General features: G+C 67.5%; 15 protein-coding genes. 14 read left to right on the plus strand and 1 reads right to left on the minus strand.

Annotation, left to right across the window (positions count from 1 at the left end; genetic code table 11):
* Window positions 1-53: 53 nt before the first annotated feature.
* The 13 genes from PFX98_RS16975 to PFX98_RS17035 all read left to right on the plus strand — a co-directional run bounded on the left by PFX98_RS16975 (window position 54) and on the right by PFX98_RS17035 (window position 12969).
* On the plus strand, window positions 54-566 hold the full coding sequence (locus PFX98_RS16975) for a type IV pilin protein (RefSeq protein WP_285231670.1): 513 nt from the start codon (window positions 54-56) through the stop codon (window positions 564-566).
* Window positions 566-1042, plus strand: coding sequence for a GspH/FimT family pseudopilin (locus PFX98_RS16980; RefSeq protein ID WP_285231671.1), 477 nt, complete (start codon window positions 566-568; stop codon window positions 1040-1042). Before PFX98_RS16975 ends, PFX98_RS16980 begins: the two co-directional genes overlap by 1 nt.
* Complete coding sequence (locus tag PFX98_RS16985) at window positions 1036-1758, plus strand: PilW family protein (protein ID WP_285231672.1); 723 nt, start codon at window positions 1036-1038, stop codon at window positions 1756-1758. Before PFX98_RS16980 ends, PFX98_RS16985 begins: the two co-directional genes overlap by 7 nt.
* Before the next feature lie 22 nt (window positions 1759-1780).
* Window positions 1781-3040, plus strand: coding sequence for a pilus assembly PilX family protein (locus PFX98_RS16990; RefSeq protein ID WP_285231673.1), 1260 nt, complete (start codon window positions 1781-1783; stop codon window positions 3038-3040).
* Between the two features lie 12 nt (window positions 3041-3052).
* The gene (locus PFX98_RS16995; RefSeq protein ID WP_285231674.1) at window positions 3053-4210 is read left to right on the plus strand and encodes a type IV pilus modification PilV family protein; all 1158 of its coding nucleotides are present in this window, start codon (window positions 3053-3055) and stop codon (window positions 4208-4210) included.
* A gap of 90 nt (window positions 4211-4300) precedes the next feature.
* Complete coding sequence (locus tag PFX98_RS17000; RefSeq protein ID WP_285231675.1) at window positions 4301-4498, plus strand: hypothetical protein; 198 nt, start codon at window positions 4301-4303, stop codon at window positions 4496-4498.
* Window positions 4499-4553: 55 nt separating this feature from the next.
* Entirely contained in the window at window positions 4554-6464 is a 1911-nt protein-coding gene (locus tag PFX98_RS17005) for a type IV pili methyl-accepting chemotaxis transducer N-terminal domain-containing protein (RefSeq protein ID WP_285231676.1), read from the plus strand.
* Complete coding sequence (locus PFX98_RS17010; RefSeq protein ID WP_285231677.1) at window positions 6461-7162, plus strand: response regulator; 702 nt, start codon at window positions 6461-6463, stop codon at window positions 7160-7162. Before PFX98_RS17005 ends, PFX98_RS17010 begins: the two co-directional genes overlap by 4 nt.
* Before the next feature lie 111 nt (window positions 7163-7273).
* Window positions 7274-8293 carry a ubiquinone anaerobic biosynthesis protein UbiU gene (ubiU, locus tag PFX98_RS17015; protein ID WP_285231678.1) on the plus strand — a complete coding sequence of 340 codons (1020 nt, stop codon included), beginning with the start codon at window positions 7274-7276 and terminating at the stop codon, window positions 8291-8293.
* An 11-nt stretch (window positions 8294-8304) separates the two neighbouring features.
* Window positions 8305-9246 carry a U32 family peptidase gene (locus tag PFX98_RS17020; protein WP_285231679.1) on the plus strand — a complete coding sequence of 314 codons (942 nt, stop codon included), beginning with the start codon at window positions 8305-8307 and terminating at the stop codon, window positions 9244-9246.
* Window positions 9239-9658 (plus strand): ubiquinone anaerobic biosynthesis accessory factor UbiT, encoded by a 420-nt coding sequence (gene ubiT, locus PFX98_RS17025; protein WP_285231680.1) that lies wholly within the window; start codon window positions 9239-9241, stop codon window positions 9656-9658. Before PFX98_RS17020 ends, ubiT begins: the two co-directional genes overlap by 8 nt.
* A gap of 4 nt (window positions 9659-9662) precedes the next feature.
* Entirely contained in the window at window positions 9663-11291 is a 1629-nt protein-coding gene (ipdC, locus tag PFX98_RS17030; RefSeq protein ID WP_285231681.1) for an indolepyruvate/phenylpyruvate decarboxylase, read from the plus strand.
* A gap of 133 nt (window positions 11292-11424) precedes the next feature.
* Window positions 11425-12969, plus strand: coding sequence for a methyl-accepting chemotaxis protein (locus PFX98_RS17035; protein WP_285231682.1), 1545 nt, complete (start codon window positions 11425-11427; stop codon window positions 12967-12969).
* A gap of 69 nt (window positions 12970-13038) precedes the next feature.
* Here PFX98_RS17035 and PFX98_RS17040 read toward each other — a convergent pair whose 3' ends face one another.
* Window positions 13039-13554: a hypothetical protein gene (locus PFX98_RS17040; protein ID WP_285231683.1), complete on the minus strand. Its 516-nt coding sequence runs from the start codon at window positions 13552-13554 to the stop codon at window positions 13039-13041.
* Window positions 13555-14498: 944 nt separating this feature from the next.
* Between PFX98_RS17040 and PFX98_RS17045 the strand changes: the two genes are divergently transcribed.
* Complete coding sequence (locus PFX98_RS17045) at window positions 14499-16514, plus strand: ribonucleoside triphosphate reductase (RefSeq protein ID WP_285231684.1); 2016 nt, start codon at window positions 14499-14501, stop codon at window positions 16512-16514.
* Window positions 16515-16530: the final 16 nt, after the last annotated feature.

Raw genomic sequence — 16530 nt, forward strand, 5'->3', positions numbered from 1 at the left:
CCTGCGCCCCCGTGCCGGGAACCGCTCATCGCGGCGAGCCGGCCATTTGTCGCTTGGCCGACCTGAGTTGTGCCGTATGCACGCCCGTCTGGCGCGAGGCCGCCGACAATTCATCCGTCGAGTCGAAGATTCACTCCAACCGGGCCTTGCGGATGATTCACTGTTCTACCCTCAAACGGCGGCACGCCGGCTTCACCTTGATCGAGTTGATGATCACTGTGGTGGTAGTCGGCGTTCTGGCCGCGGTGGCCATACCTTCGTACCAGTCGTTTGTGCGCAGAGGTCATCGCAGCGACGCTGTCGATACGGCAGCGCGGGTCATGCAGGCCCAGGAGCGTTGGCGCAGCGAAAACAGCAGCTACGCCACGCTGGCCCAGCTCAATATCAGTTCACCCACGGTCGGGGGCTACTACTCCTTTGCGCTGTCGAGTGTCGACGCAACCGGCTATACCCTGACCTTCACCGGTCTGGGCAGCCAGGCCTCCGACAGCGGCTGTGCCACGCTGGCACTGACGGTGACCGCTGGCGCCGCCAACTACGCGCAGCCTGCCTGCTGGAGCCGCTGATGCACCGCGCCGCCACCAACTGCGGGATGACCCTCGTCGAACTGATGGTGACCTTGGTCGTGGTCGCGATCCTGATGGCTGTGGCCGTGCCGGGCGCAGTGGATCTGTTCAGGCGGTTGCGCATCGAAGGCGTGGCCAATGAGCTGGGTACCGATCTGCAGTACGCCCGCTCCGAGTCCATCCGGCGCCGCGAGGATGTCACCTTGGTGAGCAGCGCGGACGGCAGTTCCTATAGGCTGAAGGGGCTCACCAGCGGGATCGTGCTGAAGACCGTGGACCTGCCCAGTGGAGCCAGCCTGTCCCAGGGCGTCACGATCCGGTTTGAAAGCCTGCGCGGCAGTGCCGCTGCCACGGGCAGCATTGATGTCACGGTATCCGGCACCACCGCAAAGCTGACGCTGGCGGTGGACGAGGTCGGGCGCGTGACCACCTGCATCGCCGAAGGCTCGTTCATGGGGAGGATCAAGCCATGCTGAACATGACGATGACGTCGCGATCGTCAAGACGCCGGGGGGCACGGCTTGAGCGTGGCATTTCCCTGGTCGAGCTGATGGTGGGGCTGACGGTGGGCCTGATGGTGACGGCTGGTGCGATATCGCTGTTCGCGAGCAATGTCTCGCAGAGTCGGCGCGTGGTGGCAAATGCCCGTGTGGAGCAGGATCTGCGCAATATCGCCGATCTGATCACACGCGACCTGCGCCGTGCGGGTTATTGGGGCAACGCCATCAACGGCACGCTTGCCGTCGGCGCCGCCGCTGCTGCTGCGTCCAACCCCTATGCGTCGGTGGCGCCCGCCAGTTCGCCGACGGATGGACAAATCGTCTATTCCTTTTCTCGCGGCGCCGAGGATGATGCGAAAAGCGATGCCGAGACTTTCGGCTTCAGGCGCAATGCTGACGATGGCACGGTCGAAATGCAGACCAGCAACGGTACCTGGAAAAAACTCAACGATCCAAACTACACCACCATCACCTCGCTGAGCCTGAACGACGCCAGCCCGGACACCATTCCGCTTGGTTACCGCTGCCCGACGAATTGCTCCCCGGGCTCAGCCGGTTGCCCCGAGGTCAAGGTGCGCCGCTACGACCTGGTGCTGACGGGGCGCTCGGTGCTGGACAGCACCGTGGTCCGCACGCTGCGCACCAGCGTACGGCTTCGCAACGATGAAATGTCGGGCAAATGCCCGGCCTAAGCGGGGCGTGAGGACAGTAAGCATGAAGCAGCAACATCCAGCATCGAATGCGCGGCAGCGCGGCGTCGGCACCCTGGTGGTCACCCTGACCCTGATGCTCAGCATGTCATTGATCGTGTTCTATCTGAACCGCAATGTCATTTTTGAGCAGCGCACCGCGGCCAACCAGATTCGTTCGACCGAGGCCATGGAACTGGCCGAGGGCGGCATGGAGTGGGCGCTGGGCATGCTCAATACCCCCAGGGAAATAGACCCGGCCTGCGTGCCCACCAGTTCGGGTAGCAGCTTCAGAAAGCGTTACCTGGCGCCCAGCGGCACCACGTTCACGCCTCTGGCCGGTGTGACCGCGGGTTGCAAGCGCAGTGGCGGCGCCTGGACCTGCAGCTGCCCGACCAGCGGCAATGCCAGCCTAGGCAACGCCAGCGAACCTAGCTTCACGGTCGTGTTCGAGGCCCTTGCGGGTCAGTCGGGCGCGGTACAGATTACTTCCTATGGGTGCACGGCCCAGTCCGCTGCCTGCCAGGCGGGGCAGACGGGCAGCGCCGACGCGAGTGCCATGGTCAGGGCGGTGCTCAAGGCCAGCCCCCTGCTGCCGGGCAAACCCGCCGGGCCCATCACCTGCGGAACTTCTTGTGCCATTGGTGGCTCTTACAACATCGTCAACAACGATGTGGAAACCAACGGCGTGCTGGTCAATGCCGGCACGACCATCACCACCAGCCCGGGCACCTCGCTGACGACCATCCCCGGCCAACCCGCGGCCAATGCGCTGGTCGGTTCCGACAAGTCGCTGGCAGATCTGGCCAGCGCCGACCCGACCTGCAGCAATTCCCGCATGTTCAATGCCTACTTCGGTACCACCATGGATGAGTTCAGAACGGCGCCGACCACCACGGTGCTGTCCTGCAGCAGTGCCAGCGATTGCAGCAACAAGTTGAGCACCGCCTACGACCAGGGCAAGCGCGCCTTCTATTTCACCTCCGACGTGCAGTTGAGCGGTAACGGCACTTTGGGGACGGTGGCGGATCCGGTGGTGTTCGTGACGCCCAATGCGTTGAAGGTGAACGGGAACTGGGATCTCTATGGCATGGTGTTTTCCAATTCGGCCGATTACAACAACCTCGGCACGGGTGCGGCCAATATCCATGGCGCCATCGTCAGCTGTGCGGCCTATTCGAACAATGGCAATGGCACGGCGGCATACGACCCGAATGTGCTGAACAACCTGAATGCAAACAACGGCACCATCGTGCGTGTGCCCGGTAGTTGGCGCGACTGGTAAGTGGAGATCCTCATGATGCTGACGACGACAAATACCTACCGGCTTCGGACCATGGGCAGACAACGCGGCTTCACCCTGATCGAGGCCATGGTGGCGCTGCTGATCATGGCGTTCAGCATGCTGGGCCTGGCGGGCATGCAGATGGTGATGTCGCGCAATGCCGATCTGGCGCGCCAGCGCAGCGAAGCAACCAGGCTGGCGCAGGAAAAGATCGAGGAACTGCGTGCCTTCAATTCGATCGAAGCCGGTGCGGGCAAGGCGGCCTGGGATTCGCTTGCGAGCGCCCCCGATGAGATCGCGACGGGCTCCAACGTGACCTTTACGCGGCAGGTCACCATGGGCGGCAGCAATGCCGATGCGCAGCGCACCATCCAGGTGGCGGTTTCTTGGGTCGATCGGGCCGGCGAAACCAAGAGCGTGACGCTCAACTCTTACATTGCCAAGACCGATCCGGCCTTGTCGGGTGCGCTGGGCTTTCCGCTGCCAGGAAACGGCAATATCAAGCGCCCGAAGAACCGCAATCTGAACATTCCGATTGCCGCGACCGACCTGGGGGAGGGTAAGAGCGCGGTGCCGTTGGGTAATTTTGTGATCGTGTTCAGCAATGACTCGGGCTATGTTGTGCGGCGCTGTGGTTCCATGCCCTCCACGGCGGCCGAGGCGGAGAGCTGCGAAAACTACCCGGCCTATATCCTGGCGGGTTATGTGTCAGGTTCAAATTCGGCCGTCACCGGGCTCAATTTCAGCGGACTCTCGGGAACGACATCGCATGGCGCGGCGGATTGCAGCTTCGGCAACGCGGAAAACCAGAATACGCCCGGAGCCTTCATCGCCGGCTACAAATACTATCTGTGCGTGATGCGGGTAGCCGCTACGACTGATCCCTGGGCCGGCAAGGTACTCCTGACCGGCATGGCTTCGGGTAGCAACTATCTGGTCTGCCGGTTCCAGTACGCGGCCACGAATGGGCTCAGCGACAACCAACGCAACTTCCAGGCCTACACCAACGTGCGGGAGTCGCTGGATCAACAGAACTATTACATCACCACCAGCGGTTCATGCCCCACTGTGAGCGGCCTGGCGACCACCCTGCATCAGCGCTGCATCAGCAGCAACGCCAATCGCGCGATAGATTGCCCGGCCAGCCCCGACCCCGCTCCGGCACCTTAGTGCTGTTTGAAGGGACAGGACGCCGCGCTCAGCCCGGCGTCAGCAAGCCCGGCCAGAATGCGGCATCGAATCTTTGCCAGGAACTCTGACATGTGGAAATTGCTCGTCGCCTTCGTGATCTTTGCCGCCCTGGCGCTCTTCGTGCTGACCAAGAGTGGCGGCAATATCGACATGGGTGGCGAGAAGCATGATGTCTCGGCGCCGCACGCCGAGGCTTCGGCCCCGGCCGCCACCCCGGCCGCGGATGCCGCCAGCGCCGCGGCACCGGCATCTGCCGCCTCCAACTGAGGCCGGCTTGATCTTCATCAAGCTCTGACCCGGGGCGGCACCTTAGGGTGTCGCCATGCGCAAGCTCCTACGCAGCCTGGCGGGTAAGCTCGCCCTGATCCAGACCACCTTTCTGACGGTGGCTCTGGCCTCGATCGCCTTCACGCTATGGGTTTCCTGGCAGTTGGAGGGCGGCGCCGGCGCGATCAACGAGGCCGGGCGCATGCGCATGATGACCTACCGGCTGACGCTGGCGCATGAGACCGGCGGCCAGGCCGAGTTGCCCGATGGCGTCGCGGCCTTCGACGCGATGGTGCGCAATCTGCGCGAGGGCGACCCCTCGCGCCCGCTCTTCATCCCCGACAACCAGGCCTGCATCGAGCGCTTTGCCGAGGTCGAACGCGCCTGGCAGCCGCTGCGTGCCAAGCTGCTGGCGGAGCAGGGCGGGCCGGCGCTGCGCCAGCAGGCCGACCGGTTCGTCACCACGGTGGACAGCTTCGTCTCGGCCATCGAGCATGCCATCGCCACCCGCACCGCGCTGCTGGGCGGGCTGTGCTTCGGCCTCGTCGTGTTGGTGGCGGCCGCCTCGGTGGTGTTCGTCTCGGGCACGCTGATGTGGATCGTGCGGCCGCTGCAGCGCCTGCGCGACGGCCTGGCCACCATGGCGGCGCGCGACTTCTCGCAGCGCATCGACGAGCGTAATTCGGTCGAGGAGTTTTCCAGCCTGGCCCAGGGCTTCAACCAGATGGCCGACGCCCTGCAGCGCTCCTATGCGGGCCTGGAGGCCAAGGTGGCGGCCAAGACCGCCAATCTGGCGCAGCAGAACGAGCGCCTGGCCGCGCTCTACGACGTGGCCCTGCTGGCGGCGCAGAACCACGACAGCATGGAAGAGCTGGCGCAGAGCTTTGCGCAGAAGATCTGCCGCATCGCCGGTGCCGACGCCGCCGCCGTGCGCCTGGCCACCGAGGACGGCGAGCGCCTGCTGCTGCTGGGCCAGGTGCGCCTGCCGCAGCAGATGCGCGATGCCGAGCATTGCGTGCGCGTGGGCGAATGCGCCTGCGGCGAGCATCTCGAAACGGCGCCCGGTGCGCGCGTCATCCCGATCCGTCAGCTGGGCCCGCGCACGCTGCGGCATTGCGAGGCGGCCGGCTACCAGACCGTGGTCGCCATCCCCATGCGCACCCAGCAGCGCACCCATGGCGAGGTGGAGCTGTTCTTCTACGGCGAGCGCCCCATCCCCGAGGCCGAGCGGCATCTGCTCGATGCCCTGGTGGGCCAGGTGGCCTCGCAGCTGGAGAACCTGCGGCTGGCGGCGCGCGACCGCGAGATGGCGATCAGCGAGGAGCGCAATCTGCTGGCCCAGGAGCTGCACGATTCGATCGCGCAGTCGCTCGCCTTTCTGAAGATCCAGGTGCAGCTGCTGCGCAGCGCGCTGGCCAAGCAGCGCGCCGAGGAGGTGGAGCGCACCCTGGGCGAGATCGATGCCGGCGTGCGCGAGAGCTATGCCGATGTGCGCGAGCTGCTGCTGCACTTCCGCACCCGCGCCGGCCATGAGGACATCGAGCATGCGCTGCGCACCACGCTCTCCAAGTTCGAGCTGCAGAGCGGGCTGACGGCGCGCCTGGTGGTCACCGGCCAGGGCGTGCCCTTGCCGCCCGACGAGCAGATCCAGGTGCTGCACATCGTGCAGGAAGCGCTCTCGAACGTGCGCAAGCATGCCGGTGCGCGCAGCGTCGAGCTGCGCGTGCTGCAGGGGCCGCAATGGCGCTTCGAGGTCTGGGACGATGGCGCCGGCTTCGACCAGAGCGGCGACGCCGCCGATGAAACCCATGTGGGCCTGCATATCATGCGCGAGCGCGCCGCCCGCATCGGCGCGCGCCTGGAGATCCGCAGTTCGGCCGGCCAGGGCACCCAGGTCACCCTGCTGTTGCCGCCGCGCCAGGAGCGCCAGGCCGACACGCATGAACCGCAACGAGAAAGCGCATGAGCAAGCTGCCCGAGGAGAAGATCCGCGTCATGGTGGTCGACGACCACAGCCTGTTCCGCCGCGGCCTCACCGCCCTGCTGGCCCATGAGGAGGGCTTGGACGTGGTGGGCGAGGCCAGCGACGGCAGCGAGGCGCTGCGCCATGTGGCCACGCTCAGGCCCGACGTGATGCTGCTGGACAACCACATGCCGGGCGTGCGCGGCGTCGATCTGCTGCCGGGCCTGCTGGAGGCCGCACCCGAGACGCGCTTCATCATGTTGACCGTCAGCGAGGACGAGGAAGACCTGGCCGCCGCGCTGCGCGCCGGTGCGGTGGGCTATCTGCTCAAGACCATCGACGGCCAGGAGCTCGCCGCGGCGATACGGCGCGCGGTGCGCGGCGAATCGGTGGTCAGCCCCGAGATGACGCACAAGCTGGTGCGCGCCTTCAAGGCCAGCGTGGCGGCGCCGACGGCGGGTGCGGCGGCCACCAGCCAGGCCGAGCGCGACGCCGCCCTCGGTACGCTCTCGCCGCGCGAGCAGGACATCCTGCGCGAGATCGCGCGCGGCGCCAGCAACAAGGAGATCGCGCGCACCCTCGACATCGCCGAGACCACCGTGAAGATCCATGTGCAGCACATCCTGCGCAAGCTGGACCTCAGCTCGCGTGTGCAGGTGGCGGTGTGGGCCAGCGAACGGGGCCTGTTCAGCGGGCAGTGACGGCGCGCTTGATCGCGAGCAAGTCGGGCTGTTGAGACAGCACAAAACCATGCCGCGGGCATGCGCCTAGATTTCACAGCCTTGCCGCCCCGCGGCGACTATCTGTGATTCATGGCCTCGCCCGCACCCCACCCCAAGCCCGACCTCGTCTGCCCCGCCGGCTCGCTGCGTGCCCTCACCCTGGCCATCGATGCCGGGGCCGACGCCGTCTACCTCGGGCTGAAGGACGCCACCAACGCGCGCAATTTCGCCGGCCTGAACTTCGACGACGCCCAGGTGCGCGAGGGCGTGAGCTATGCCCATGCGCGCGGCCGCCAGGTGCTGATGGCGCTCAACACCTATGCCGATGCGCGCGATGACGGGCCCTGGCGCCGCGCCGTCGACCGCGCCGCCGAACTCGGCGCAGATGCCCTGATCGTGGCCGACAGCGCGGTGCTGGCCTATGCGCGCGCGCACCATCCCGAGCTGCGCCTGCATCTCTCGGTGCAGGCCTCGGCCACCAGCTACGAGGCGATCGAGTTCTACCGCGAGCGCTACGGCATCCAGCGCGCCGTGCTGCCGCGCGTGCTCACGCTCAGCCAGGTCCAGCATGTGATACGCCACACCGGGGTGGAGATCGAGGTGTTCGGCTTCGGCAGCCTGTGCGTGATGGTGGAGGGGCGCTGCGCGCTCTCGTCCTACGTCACCGGCCAGTCGCCCAACACCGCCGGCGTGTGCTCGCCACCCGCGGCGGTGCAATGGCTGGAGGGGCCGCAGGGCGTGGATGCGCGCCTTTCCGGCGTGCTGATCGACCGCTACGCCCCGCAGGAGCCGCGCGGCTACCCGACCCTGTGCAAGGGCCGCTTCCTGGTGGAGGGCGAGCGCGACTACGCGCTGGAAGAGCCCACCAGCCTGAATACGCTGGCACTGCTGCCGCAGCTGATCGAGGCGGGCGTCAAGGCCATCAAGATCGAGGGCCGCCAGCGCAGCCCCAGCTATGTGGCGGGCGTCACCAAGGTCTGGCGCCAGGCCATCGACATGGCCGCGTCGGATGCGCGTTATGCCGTGGCACCCGCCTGGAGCGCCGAGCTGGCGCGCTGGGCCGAGGGCCAGCAAAGCACCCTGGGTGCGTATGAGCGGCCATGGCGCTGAGGGAATCCATCATGGAAAAGAAACGACTGGGCCTGACCATTGGCCCGCTGCAATACTGGTGGCCGCGCACGTGCCTGGTGCAGGCCTATGCCGAGCTGGCCGAGGGGCCGGCCGACACCTTTGTGCTGGGCGAGGTGACCTGCTCGCGGCGCAACGAGTTCACGCTGCTGGACTGGCTGGCGCTGGCGCGCGACCTCGTCAGCGCCGGCAAGCGCGTGCGCCTGGCCACGCTGCCGCTCCTGATGTCGGAGGCCGAGCTGCGGCAGCTGCGCCGCATTGCGGAGCAGGGCGAGTTCGCGGTCGAGGCCGGCGATGCCGCGGCCCTGCAGCGCCTCGCGCAACAGTCTGAGCGCCTGCCCTTCACGCTGGGCCCGCACCTCAACATCTACAGCCGCGCGGCCCTGGTCGAGCATGCCGGCCTGGGCGCCGACACCTGGGTGGCGCCGCTGGAACTGGCGCTGGACGCGGTGGCCCGCGTCAACCCGCCCGCGGCCCGGGTGCATGGGCCGGCCGGCGCGATCCAGACCGAGGTGTTCGGCTTCGGCCGCATGCCGCTGGCCTTCTCGGCGCGCTGCTTCACGGCCCGCCATCACCGCCTCAGCAAGGACGAGTGCGAGTTCCGCTGCCGCGACGATGCCGACGGCCTGCTGCTCTCCACCACCGAGGGCCAGCCCTTCCTGGTGCTGAACGGCATCTCCACCCAGTCCGCGGCCCTGCATTGCCTGATCGGCGAGGGTGCGGCGCTGCGCGCCGCCGGCGTCGATCGGCTGCGGCTCTCGCCCTGTAGTCAGGGCTTTGCCCGCGTGGTGAGCTTGTTCGACGAGGTGCTGCATGCCGGCCTGCCGGCTGACGAGGCGCGTGCCGAGCTGCAGGCAATGCCGCTGCCGGGCGCGCTGGTGAACGGATTCGCCCACCGCCAGGCGGGCATGGTGGAGGAGCTTGCCCATGTTTGAACTGCCCCCCGGCCTCAAGGCTTTGCTGCGCCGCCTGCCGCTGCAACCGCCATCCTTCGTGGCGGCGCGCGCGCTCGACCGCCTGCTGCTGCCGCGCCTGGACGCCGAGCAGCGCCGCCTGCTGGCCGGCCGCGTGGTGGAGCTGGAGCTGCTGGAGCCCGGCCTGCGCGTGCGCCTGCTGCTGGGACCCAAGGGCTTCATGCCCGCCGCCGGTGGCGCGCAACCGGCCGTCACCGTGCGTGCGCGCAGCCTCGCGCTGTGGCGCCTGCTGCGCGGCGAGGAGGACGCCGACCGCCTGTTCTTCGAACGCGCGCTGGTGATGGAGGGCGACACCGAGTTCGGCCTGATGCTGAAGAACACGCTGGACGCGATCGGCCCGCTGCTGCCGGCATCGATGCTGGGCAAGGCCTGAAGCCATGTGGAGCAATCTCACCGAACAGCTGCTGCATGCGCTGAAGGCGCGCGGCGCCACCGAGATCTTCGGCATCCCGGGCGACTTTGCCCTGCCGCTGTTCCGCGCCATCGAGCGCGCCGCCATCCTGCCGCTGTACACGCTCTCGCATGAGCCGGGCCTGGGCTTCGCGGCCGATGCCGCGGCGCGCGTGCGCGGCGGCCTGGGCGTGGCCGCCGTCACCTATGGTGCGGGTGCGCTCAATATGGTGAACCCGGTGGCCAACGCCTATGCCGAGCGCGTGCCGCTGGTGGTGCTGTCGGGCGCGCCGGCCGCGCACGAGGTGGCCAGCGGCCTGCTGCTGCACCACCAGGTGAAGGCGCTGGATTCGCAATGGCGCATCTTCGAGGAGCTGACGGTGGACCGCGCCCGGCTCGACGACCCCGTCACCGCGCCGGCCCTGATCGCGCGCGTGCTCGACAGCGCGCTGCGCCGCGCCGGCCCGGTCTACCTGGAGATCCCGCGCGACATGCCCGAGCGCGCCTGCGCCGCGCCACCCGAGCTGCCGCCCCCGCCGCTGGACCGCGAGCGCCTGGCCGCCTGCGCCGACGAGCTGCTGGCGCGCCTGCGCGCGGCGCGCCATCCGCTGCTGCTGGTGGGCGTGGAGATCCGCCGTTATGGCATCGAGGCCCAGGTGGCCGAGCTGGCGCGCCGCCTCAACATCCCGGTCGCCACCACGCTGATGGGGCGCGGCCTGCTGGTGGATTCCGGCGTGCAGCATCTGGGCACCTACCTGGGCCTGGCCGGCGATCCGGAACTCACCGAGGCGGTGGAGGGCTCCGACGCCCTGCTGCTGCTGGGCGCCATCATCTGCGACAGCAATTTCGCCGTCTCGCGCAAGCGCATCGATTTCCGCCATGCCATCCGCGTCTGGCAGGGCGAGGTGGAGATGGGCCACCATGTCTACCGCGAGCTGCCCATCAAGGAGCTGGTGGAGGCGCTGCTGCTGCGCGTGATGACGCGGCCGCCCCAGCCCTTCATCGAGACCGCGCGCGCGACGCCCGAGCTGCCCGCGCCGGATGCGCCGCTCACCCCGGCGGCGATCGCCGCGGCGGCCAATGCCCTGATGCAAAAGCATGGCGCGTTGCCGGTGGCCTGCGACATGGGCGACTGCCTGTTCACCGCCATGGACCTCACGCCCACCGACCTGATCGCCCCCGGCTACTACGCCACCATGGGTTATGGCGTGCCGGCGGCGCTGGGCCTGCAGGTGGCCACCGGACGCCGCCCCCTGGTGCTGGTGGGCGATGGCGCCTTCCAGATGACCGGCTGGGAGCTGGGCAACGCCCGCGCGATGGGCTGCGACCCGATCGTGCTGCTGCTCAACAACGCCAGCTGGGAGATGTTGCGCACCTTCGAGCCCGAGGGCCGCTACAACGGCCGCGGCGCCTGGGACTTCGCGGCCATGGCCGCCGGCATGGGCGGGCGCGGCTACGAGGTCCACACGGTGGGCCAGCTGGTCGAAGCGCTGGCCTGCGCCCAGGCCGAGCGCGGCCGCTTCCAGCTGCTGGACCTGCGGCTGGCCCCCGGCGTACTGTCGCCCACCCTGCAGCGCTTCGTCGGCGCGGTGAAGCGGCTTTCGATGCCCGGCTGAGCGGCCTGACAGGCTAGGGTCAGATCTTGCTAGCAGGATCGGAAACCCTGGCCGGTGTGGAGCTCCATCCCTATACTGGCCCATCACCCCTGCGCCCAGGGGCATGGTTTGAGGATGGTGTCCGGAGGTCGAGATGCTTACGTTCGAGAACCTGAGAGTCGGAACCCGGCTCGCCGTGGGCTTTGGCACCGTGATGGTGCTGCTCATCATCATTTCGGTGCTGGGCACCCTGGGCGCGCGCCAGATCGCCGCCAGCACCAGCCAGATCTACGAAGACCGCACCGTGCCGCTGCAGCAGCTGGCCCGGGTCAACTCGCTGATGCTGCAGAACCGCGTGCTGGTCACCGAGATGATGCAGGCGCCGGGCAAGCTGGACGAGCTGAACGCGGTGATGCAGGGCAATATCGAGCAGGTCACCAAGGCCTGGAAGGCCTATGCGGCCAGCCAGATGACGCCCGAGGAGGCGCGCCTGGCCGCCAAGTTCATCGAGCTGCGCGGCCGCTACGTCAAGGACGGGCTGCTGGCCGCGCGCGATGCCATCAAGTCCGGTGCGGCCGAACAGTCGACCCAGATCTACTCGGGGCAGATCCTGCCGCTGGGCAAGCAGACCCAGGAGGCCATGGACGCCCTGATCGGGCTGCAGGTCAGCGAGGGCGCCAAGGACTATGCCGCGGCGCAGAGTGGCAGCAGCCAGGTGATGTGGGTGAGCCTGCTGGGCACGGCGCTGGCGATTGCGCTGTCGGTCTGGCTGGCCTGGGTTGTGAGCCGCTCCATCACCGCGCCGGTGCGTGAGGCCCTGGACCTGGCCGAGCGCGTCGCCGCGGGGGACCTCAGCGCCACGCTGCAGGCCAGGGGCCGCAACGAGATGGCGCAGCTGTTGCAGGCGCTTGGCCGCATGACGGAAAGCCTGCGCGCCATCGTCGGCCAGGTGCGCGACAGCAGCGAGAGCATCAGCACCGGCTCGGCCGAGATCGCCACCGGCAATGCCGATCTGAGCCAGCGCACCGAGACCCAGGCCAGCAATCTGGAGGAGACCGCGGCCACCATGGAGGAGCTCTCCAGCACGGTGCGCAACAACGCCCAGACCGCCGCCCAGGCCAACGAACTGGCGCACAGCGCCAGCGCCGCGGCCGGCCGTGGCGGCGCCGTGGTGGGCGATCTGGTCAGCAATATGGCGGCGATCTCGCAGAGCTCCAACCGCATTTCGGAGATCATCGGCGTGATCGATGGCATCGCCTTCCAGACCAATATCCTGGCGCTGAATGCCGCGGTGGAAGCGGCGCGCGCGGGCGAGCAGGGTAGGGGCTTCGCGGTGGTGGCGGGCGAGGTGCGCAGCCTGGCGCAGCGCAGCGCCGAGGCGGCGCGCGAGATCAAGTCGCTGATCGGCGACAGCCAGACCAAGGTCGAGAACGGCAACCGCCTGGCCGAGCAGGCCGGCGGCGCGATGCAGGACATCGTGCAGGAGGTGGGCCGCGTCAGCACCCTGATCGCCGAGATCGCCAGCGCCAGCGGCGAGCAGTCGCGCGGTATCTCCCAGGTGGGCGAGGCGGTGGGCCAGCTCGACCAGGTGACGCAGCAGAACGCCGCCCTGGTGGAAGAAAGCGCGGCCGCGGCCGAGAGCCTGCGCAACCAGGCGCAGCAGCTGTCGGAGCTGGTGGCGAGTTTCAGGTTGAGGTGAGGGGGATGTTTGCGCCGCACCAAGCCAGGCCGCCAGCTAGGCCTGCGCTGCGATGGAGTTCGTAGTCGCTCAGTTGGATTTCGGGGTAGGGATCAATGGGCTTTGGTCGAGCATCGATCGTTGAAGATCAGTAACCGTCGGATCGTTTGGCGGATATGCAAATGCGCCGGTTGCCGGGTCTTTCAGGCTTTGGGTGCCAAACCATTGCTGGCGTCCCATGGACAAATGCAGGCGATCCCAACTCACTCGTTTCAGCTGCTTTGCAAAGCGCCTTTCAGGCTCCAGGGCCGCTGCGATCGTGGCGAGGGCGTGCGCCAACCTGTACTCCTCCGGCGTGCTTCCGTGTTGGAAGATAAGCGCAGCATTCTCATAGTCGATGGGCTCGACCACCTTACCTTCGCGAAGCATTCTCAGCACTGTGGCGCGCCTTTCGTAGTCTCGCACGGAGCTATCGGCGGCAGATTCCCGTGTCTGACGAACAGCCTGATCGTCGGAGACCAACTTGGACAGTTCCATATTCATCGCCTGCACCGGCGATCCCAGTGCGACGAGTGCAAGCAGTGGCAAAAGGCAGCTGAATTTCATGGTTACCTAACTTATTAATGATCTGCTCGACGAAACGCGCTGCAGGGCAGTTCTCATCTGAGGTCATGGCATGGTCTTCAACGAACCCGACTCAATGCATTCAGATTCTCCCTCCAGAACGACGGCATTTTGGGGTCGGAGTTGGAGGTATCTAACGCGCGACTTAGCTGCATTCAGGCGCCAACCCCGTAAGTTGGATTGACAGAGCGGGAGATATCAAGCCGCCCGCGTTGCACAAGGGTGGCCGCGCCGCAGCCCAGGCCGGCAGGCACTCGGCCCCAGATGCGGTGGCCTTCGCGTAGAACGCTCAGGCTTCCCTCGGTGCTCGCCGAACCGGGACTCGCGCACAACTCGCCGTCGCACCCCTGCGGGCCGGCGTGTGCCAGTGGCACCCGCCTGTGCTCCAGCTCAAACAAGGCGCGCTCGACGCATCGCCTGGAGCGATGCGCAACCCGGTTCTGCTGCGCGCCTCGGCATCGCAAATGGGGCCTCGCACCTGCCGACCTGCGCTGCTCGGGCAGTGCACGGCCTTGATGTCGTGGTGCGCGAGCAGCGGTTGGAGCAAAGCGCAGGGCGGGTGGTTGCGGTGGCCCTTTTGCGGTGCCGAGCACCGCAGCGGCTCGCAGCCGCGCGCGTACTCGCGCGCTTCAAGCACTGGATTGGCGCAACTTGTCTGAGCGCAATGAGCGCAGCGAATGCAGCGAGTTTTGCGCCGGCTGCGAGTTGCGAGGAGCGCAGGGGAGCCTGAGCGCAGCGAGGGCCTCCGCATCCGGGCCGCAGCGGCCACCCGCCCTGGGCTTTGCCTGCATGACCGTCGCAGGGTTGCCGAGTTCGCCCTCGCATTTTGCGCTGGCGCAAAGCCCGCTCAAGTCGCCGGGGTCAGGTCTTGTTGACCACATATCTAGTGTCTATCCTGCCGGCCTGACACTAGATATAGGTTTTTCATGTCCACTCAAGCGGCCCAGCAGCCTACGGCGCTGATGAAACGAGACGGGCGCGTCGTCGCCTTCGACGCGGCCAAGATTGCCAGCGCGCTGGCGCGGGCCGGCGCGGCCACCGGCGAGCTGGATGCGCAGCGCGCGCAGCAGCTGACGCAGGCGGCGGTGCTGCCACGCCTGCAAGGGGTTCGCTGCCCGCAGATCGAGCAGGTCCAGGATGCCGTCGAGGCCGCGCTGTTCGATGCCGGCCTGCGCCACACGCTGCGCGCCTATGTGGTGTATCGCGAGCAGCACCGCCAGCTGCGCGGCGCGCGCCAGACCCTGGTGGATGTGCAGGCCACCATGGACGAATACCTGCAGCAGCGCGACTGGCGCATCAAGGCCAATGCCAACCAGGGCTGGAGCCTGGGCGGGCTGATCCTGAACGTCTCCGGCAAGGTGGTGGCCAACTACTGGCTGGACCAGGTCTATCCGCCCGAGGTGGGGCGCGCGCATCGCGAGGCCGATCTGCACATCCACGACCTCGATATGCTGAGCGGCTACTGCGCCGGCTGGTCGCTGCGCACCCTGCTCAACGAGGGGCTCAATGGCGTGGCCGGCAAGGTCGAATCGGCACCGCCGCGCCATCTCTCCAGCGCGGTAGGCCAGATCGTCAACTTCCTGGGCACGCTGCAGAACGAATGGGCCGGGGCGCAGGCCTTCTCCAGCTTCGACACCTATCTGGCGCCCTATGTGCGCCAGGACGCCCTGGGCTACGAGCAGGTGCGCCAGTGCATGCAGGAGCTGGTCTACAACCTCAACGTGCCCTCGCGCTGGGGCACGCAGACGCCGTTCACCAACCTGACCTTCGACTGGACCTGCCCCGAGGATCTGCGCGAGCAGGTGCCGGTGATCGCGGGCCGCGAGATGCCGTTCTGCTACGGCGATCTGCAGGCCGAGATGGACCTGATCAACCGCGCCTATATCGAGGTCATGATGGCCGGCGATGCGCGCGGCCGCGCCTTCACCTTCCCCATCCCCACCTACAACATCACGCCCGATTTCGACTGGGACAGCCCCAACGCGACCGCGCTGTTCGAGATGACGGCGCGCTACGGCCTGCCGTATTTCCAGAACTTCCTCAATTCCGAGCTGCAGCCGAACATGGTGCGCTCGATGTGCTGCCGCCTGCAGCTGGATCTGCGCGAGCTGCTCAAGCGCGGCAACGGCCTGTTCGGCTCGGCCGAGCAGACCGGCTCGCTGGGCGTGGTGACGATCAACTGCGCGCGCCTGGGCCATCTGCACGCCGGCGACGAGGTCGGCCTGCTGCGCCGCCTGGACGAGCTGCTGGCGCTGGGGCGCGACAGCCTGGAGATCAAGCGCAAGCTGATCCAGCGCCTCATCGATGCCGGCCTGTTCCCCTACACCAAGCGCTACCTGGGCACGCTGCGCAACCATTTCTCGACCCTGGGCGTGAACGGCGTCAACGAGATGATCCGCAACTTCACGGCCGATGCGCAGGACATCAGCACGCCCGCCGGCCATGCGCTGGCGCTGCGCCTGCTGGACCATGTGCGCGGCCGCATGGTCGAGTTCCAGGAACAGACCGGCCACCTCTACAACCTCGAGGCCACGCCGGCCGAGGGCACGACCTACCGCTTTGCCAAGGAAGACAAACGGCGCTTCCCTGCCATCCTGCAGGCCGGCACGGCCGAGCAGCCTTACTACACCAACAGCTCGCAGCTGCCGGTGGGCTTCACCGACGACCCCTTCGAGGCGCTCGAGCGCCAGGACGAGCTGCAGCGCAAATACACCGGCGGCACCGTGCTGCATCTCTACATGAACGAGGCGCTCTCCAGCAGCGCGGCCTGCCGCGAGCTGGTGCGGCGCTCGCTGTCGCGTTTCAAATTGCCCTACATCACCGTGACGCCCACCTTCTCGATCTGCCCCACGCATGGCTATCTGAGCGGGCGCCACGAGTTCTGCCCGCATTGCGATGCCGAGGCGCTGGCGCGCAAGCAGCAGGCCGCGGTGGCGGCCTGATGACGTCGATTCCCAA

It is taken from the genome of Paucibacter sediminis (genome assembly GCF_030254645.1).
In the GTDB taxonomy this organism is placed as follows: Bacteria; Pseudomonadota; Gammaproteobacteria; order Burkholderiales; family Burkholderiaceae_C; genus Paucibacter_B; species Paucibacter_B sediminis.

Bases quoted from the DNA above. Each gene is read 5' to 3' on its own strand.
- PFX98_RS17020 (WP_285231679.1), top strand. From the start codon at position 8,305: ATGGAAAAGAAACGACTGGGCCTGACCATTGGCCCGCTGCAATACTGG.
- PFX98_RS17040 (WP_285231683.1), bottom strand. From the start codon at position 13,554: ATGAAATTCAGCTGCCTTTTGCCACTGCTTGCACTCGTCGCACTGGGA.
- PFX98_RS17045 (WP_285231684.1), top strand. From the start codon at position 14,499: ATGTCCACTCAAGCGGCCCAGCAGCCTACGGCGCTGATGAAACGAGAC.
- PFX98_RS16985 (WP_285231672.1), top strand. From the start codon at position 1,036: ATGCTGAACATGACGATGACGTCGCGATCGTCAAGACGCCGGGGGGCA.
- PFX98_RS17010 (WP_285231677.1), top strand. From the start codon at position 6,461: ATGAGCAAGCTGCCCGAGGAGAAGATCCGCGTCATGGTGGTCGACGAC.
- ipdC (WP_285231681.1), top strand. From the start codon at position 9,663: ATGTGGAGCAATCTCACCGAACAGCTGCTGCATGCGCTGAAGGCGCGC.
- PFX98_RS16980 (WP_285231671.1), top strand. From the start codon at position 566: ATGCACCGCGCCGCCACCAACTGCGGGATGACCCTCGTCGAACTGATG.
- PFX98_RS17005 (WP_285231676.1), top strand. From the start codon at position 4,554: ATGCGCAAGCTCCTACGCAGCCTGGCGGGTAAGCTCGCCCTGATCCAG.
- PFX98_RS16995 (WP_285231674.1), top strand. From the start codon at position 3,053: ATGATGCTGACGACGACAAATACCTACCGGCTTCGGACCATGGGCAGA.
- ubiU (WP_285231678.1), top strand. From the start codon at position 7,274: ATGGCCTCGCCCGCACCCCACCCCAAGCCCGACCTCGTCTGCCCCGCC.
- PFX98_RS17035 (WP_285231682.1), top strand. From the start codon at position 11,425: ATGCTTACGTTCGAGAACCTGAGAGTCGGAACCCGGCTCGCCGTGGGC.
- PFX98_RS16990 (WP_285231673.1), top strand. From the start codon at position 1,781: ATGAAGCAGCAACATCCAGCATCGAATGCGCGGCAGCGCGGCGTCGGC.
- ubiT (WP_285231680.1), top strand. From the start codon at position 9,239: ATGTTTGAACTGCCCCCCGGCCTCAAGGCTTTGCTGCGCCGCCTGCCG.
- PFX98_RS17000 (WP_285231675.1), top strand. From the start codon at position 4,301: ATGTGGAAATTGCTCGTCGCCTTCGTGATCTTTGCCGCCCTGGCGCTC.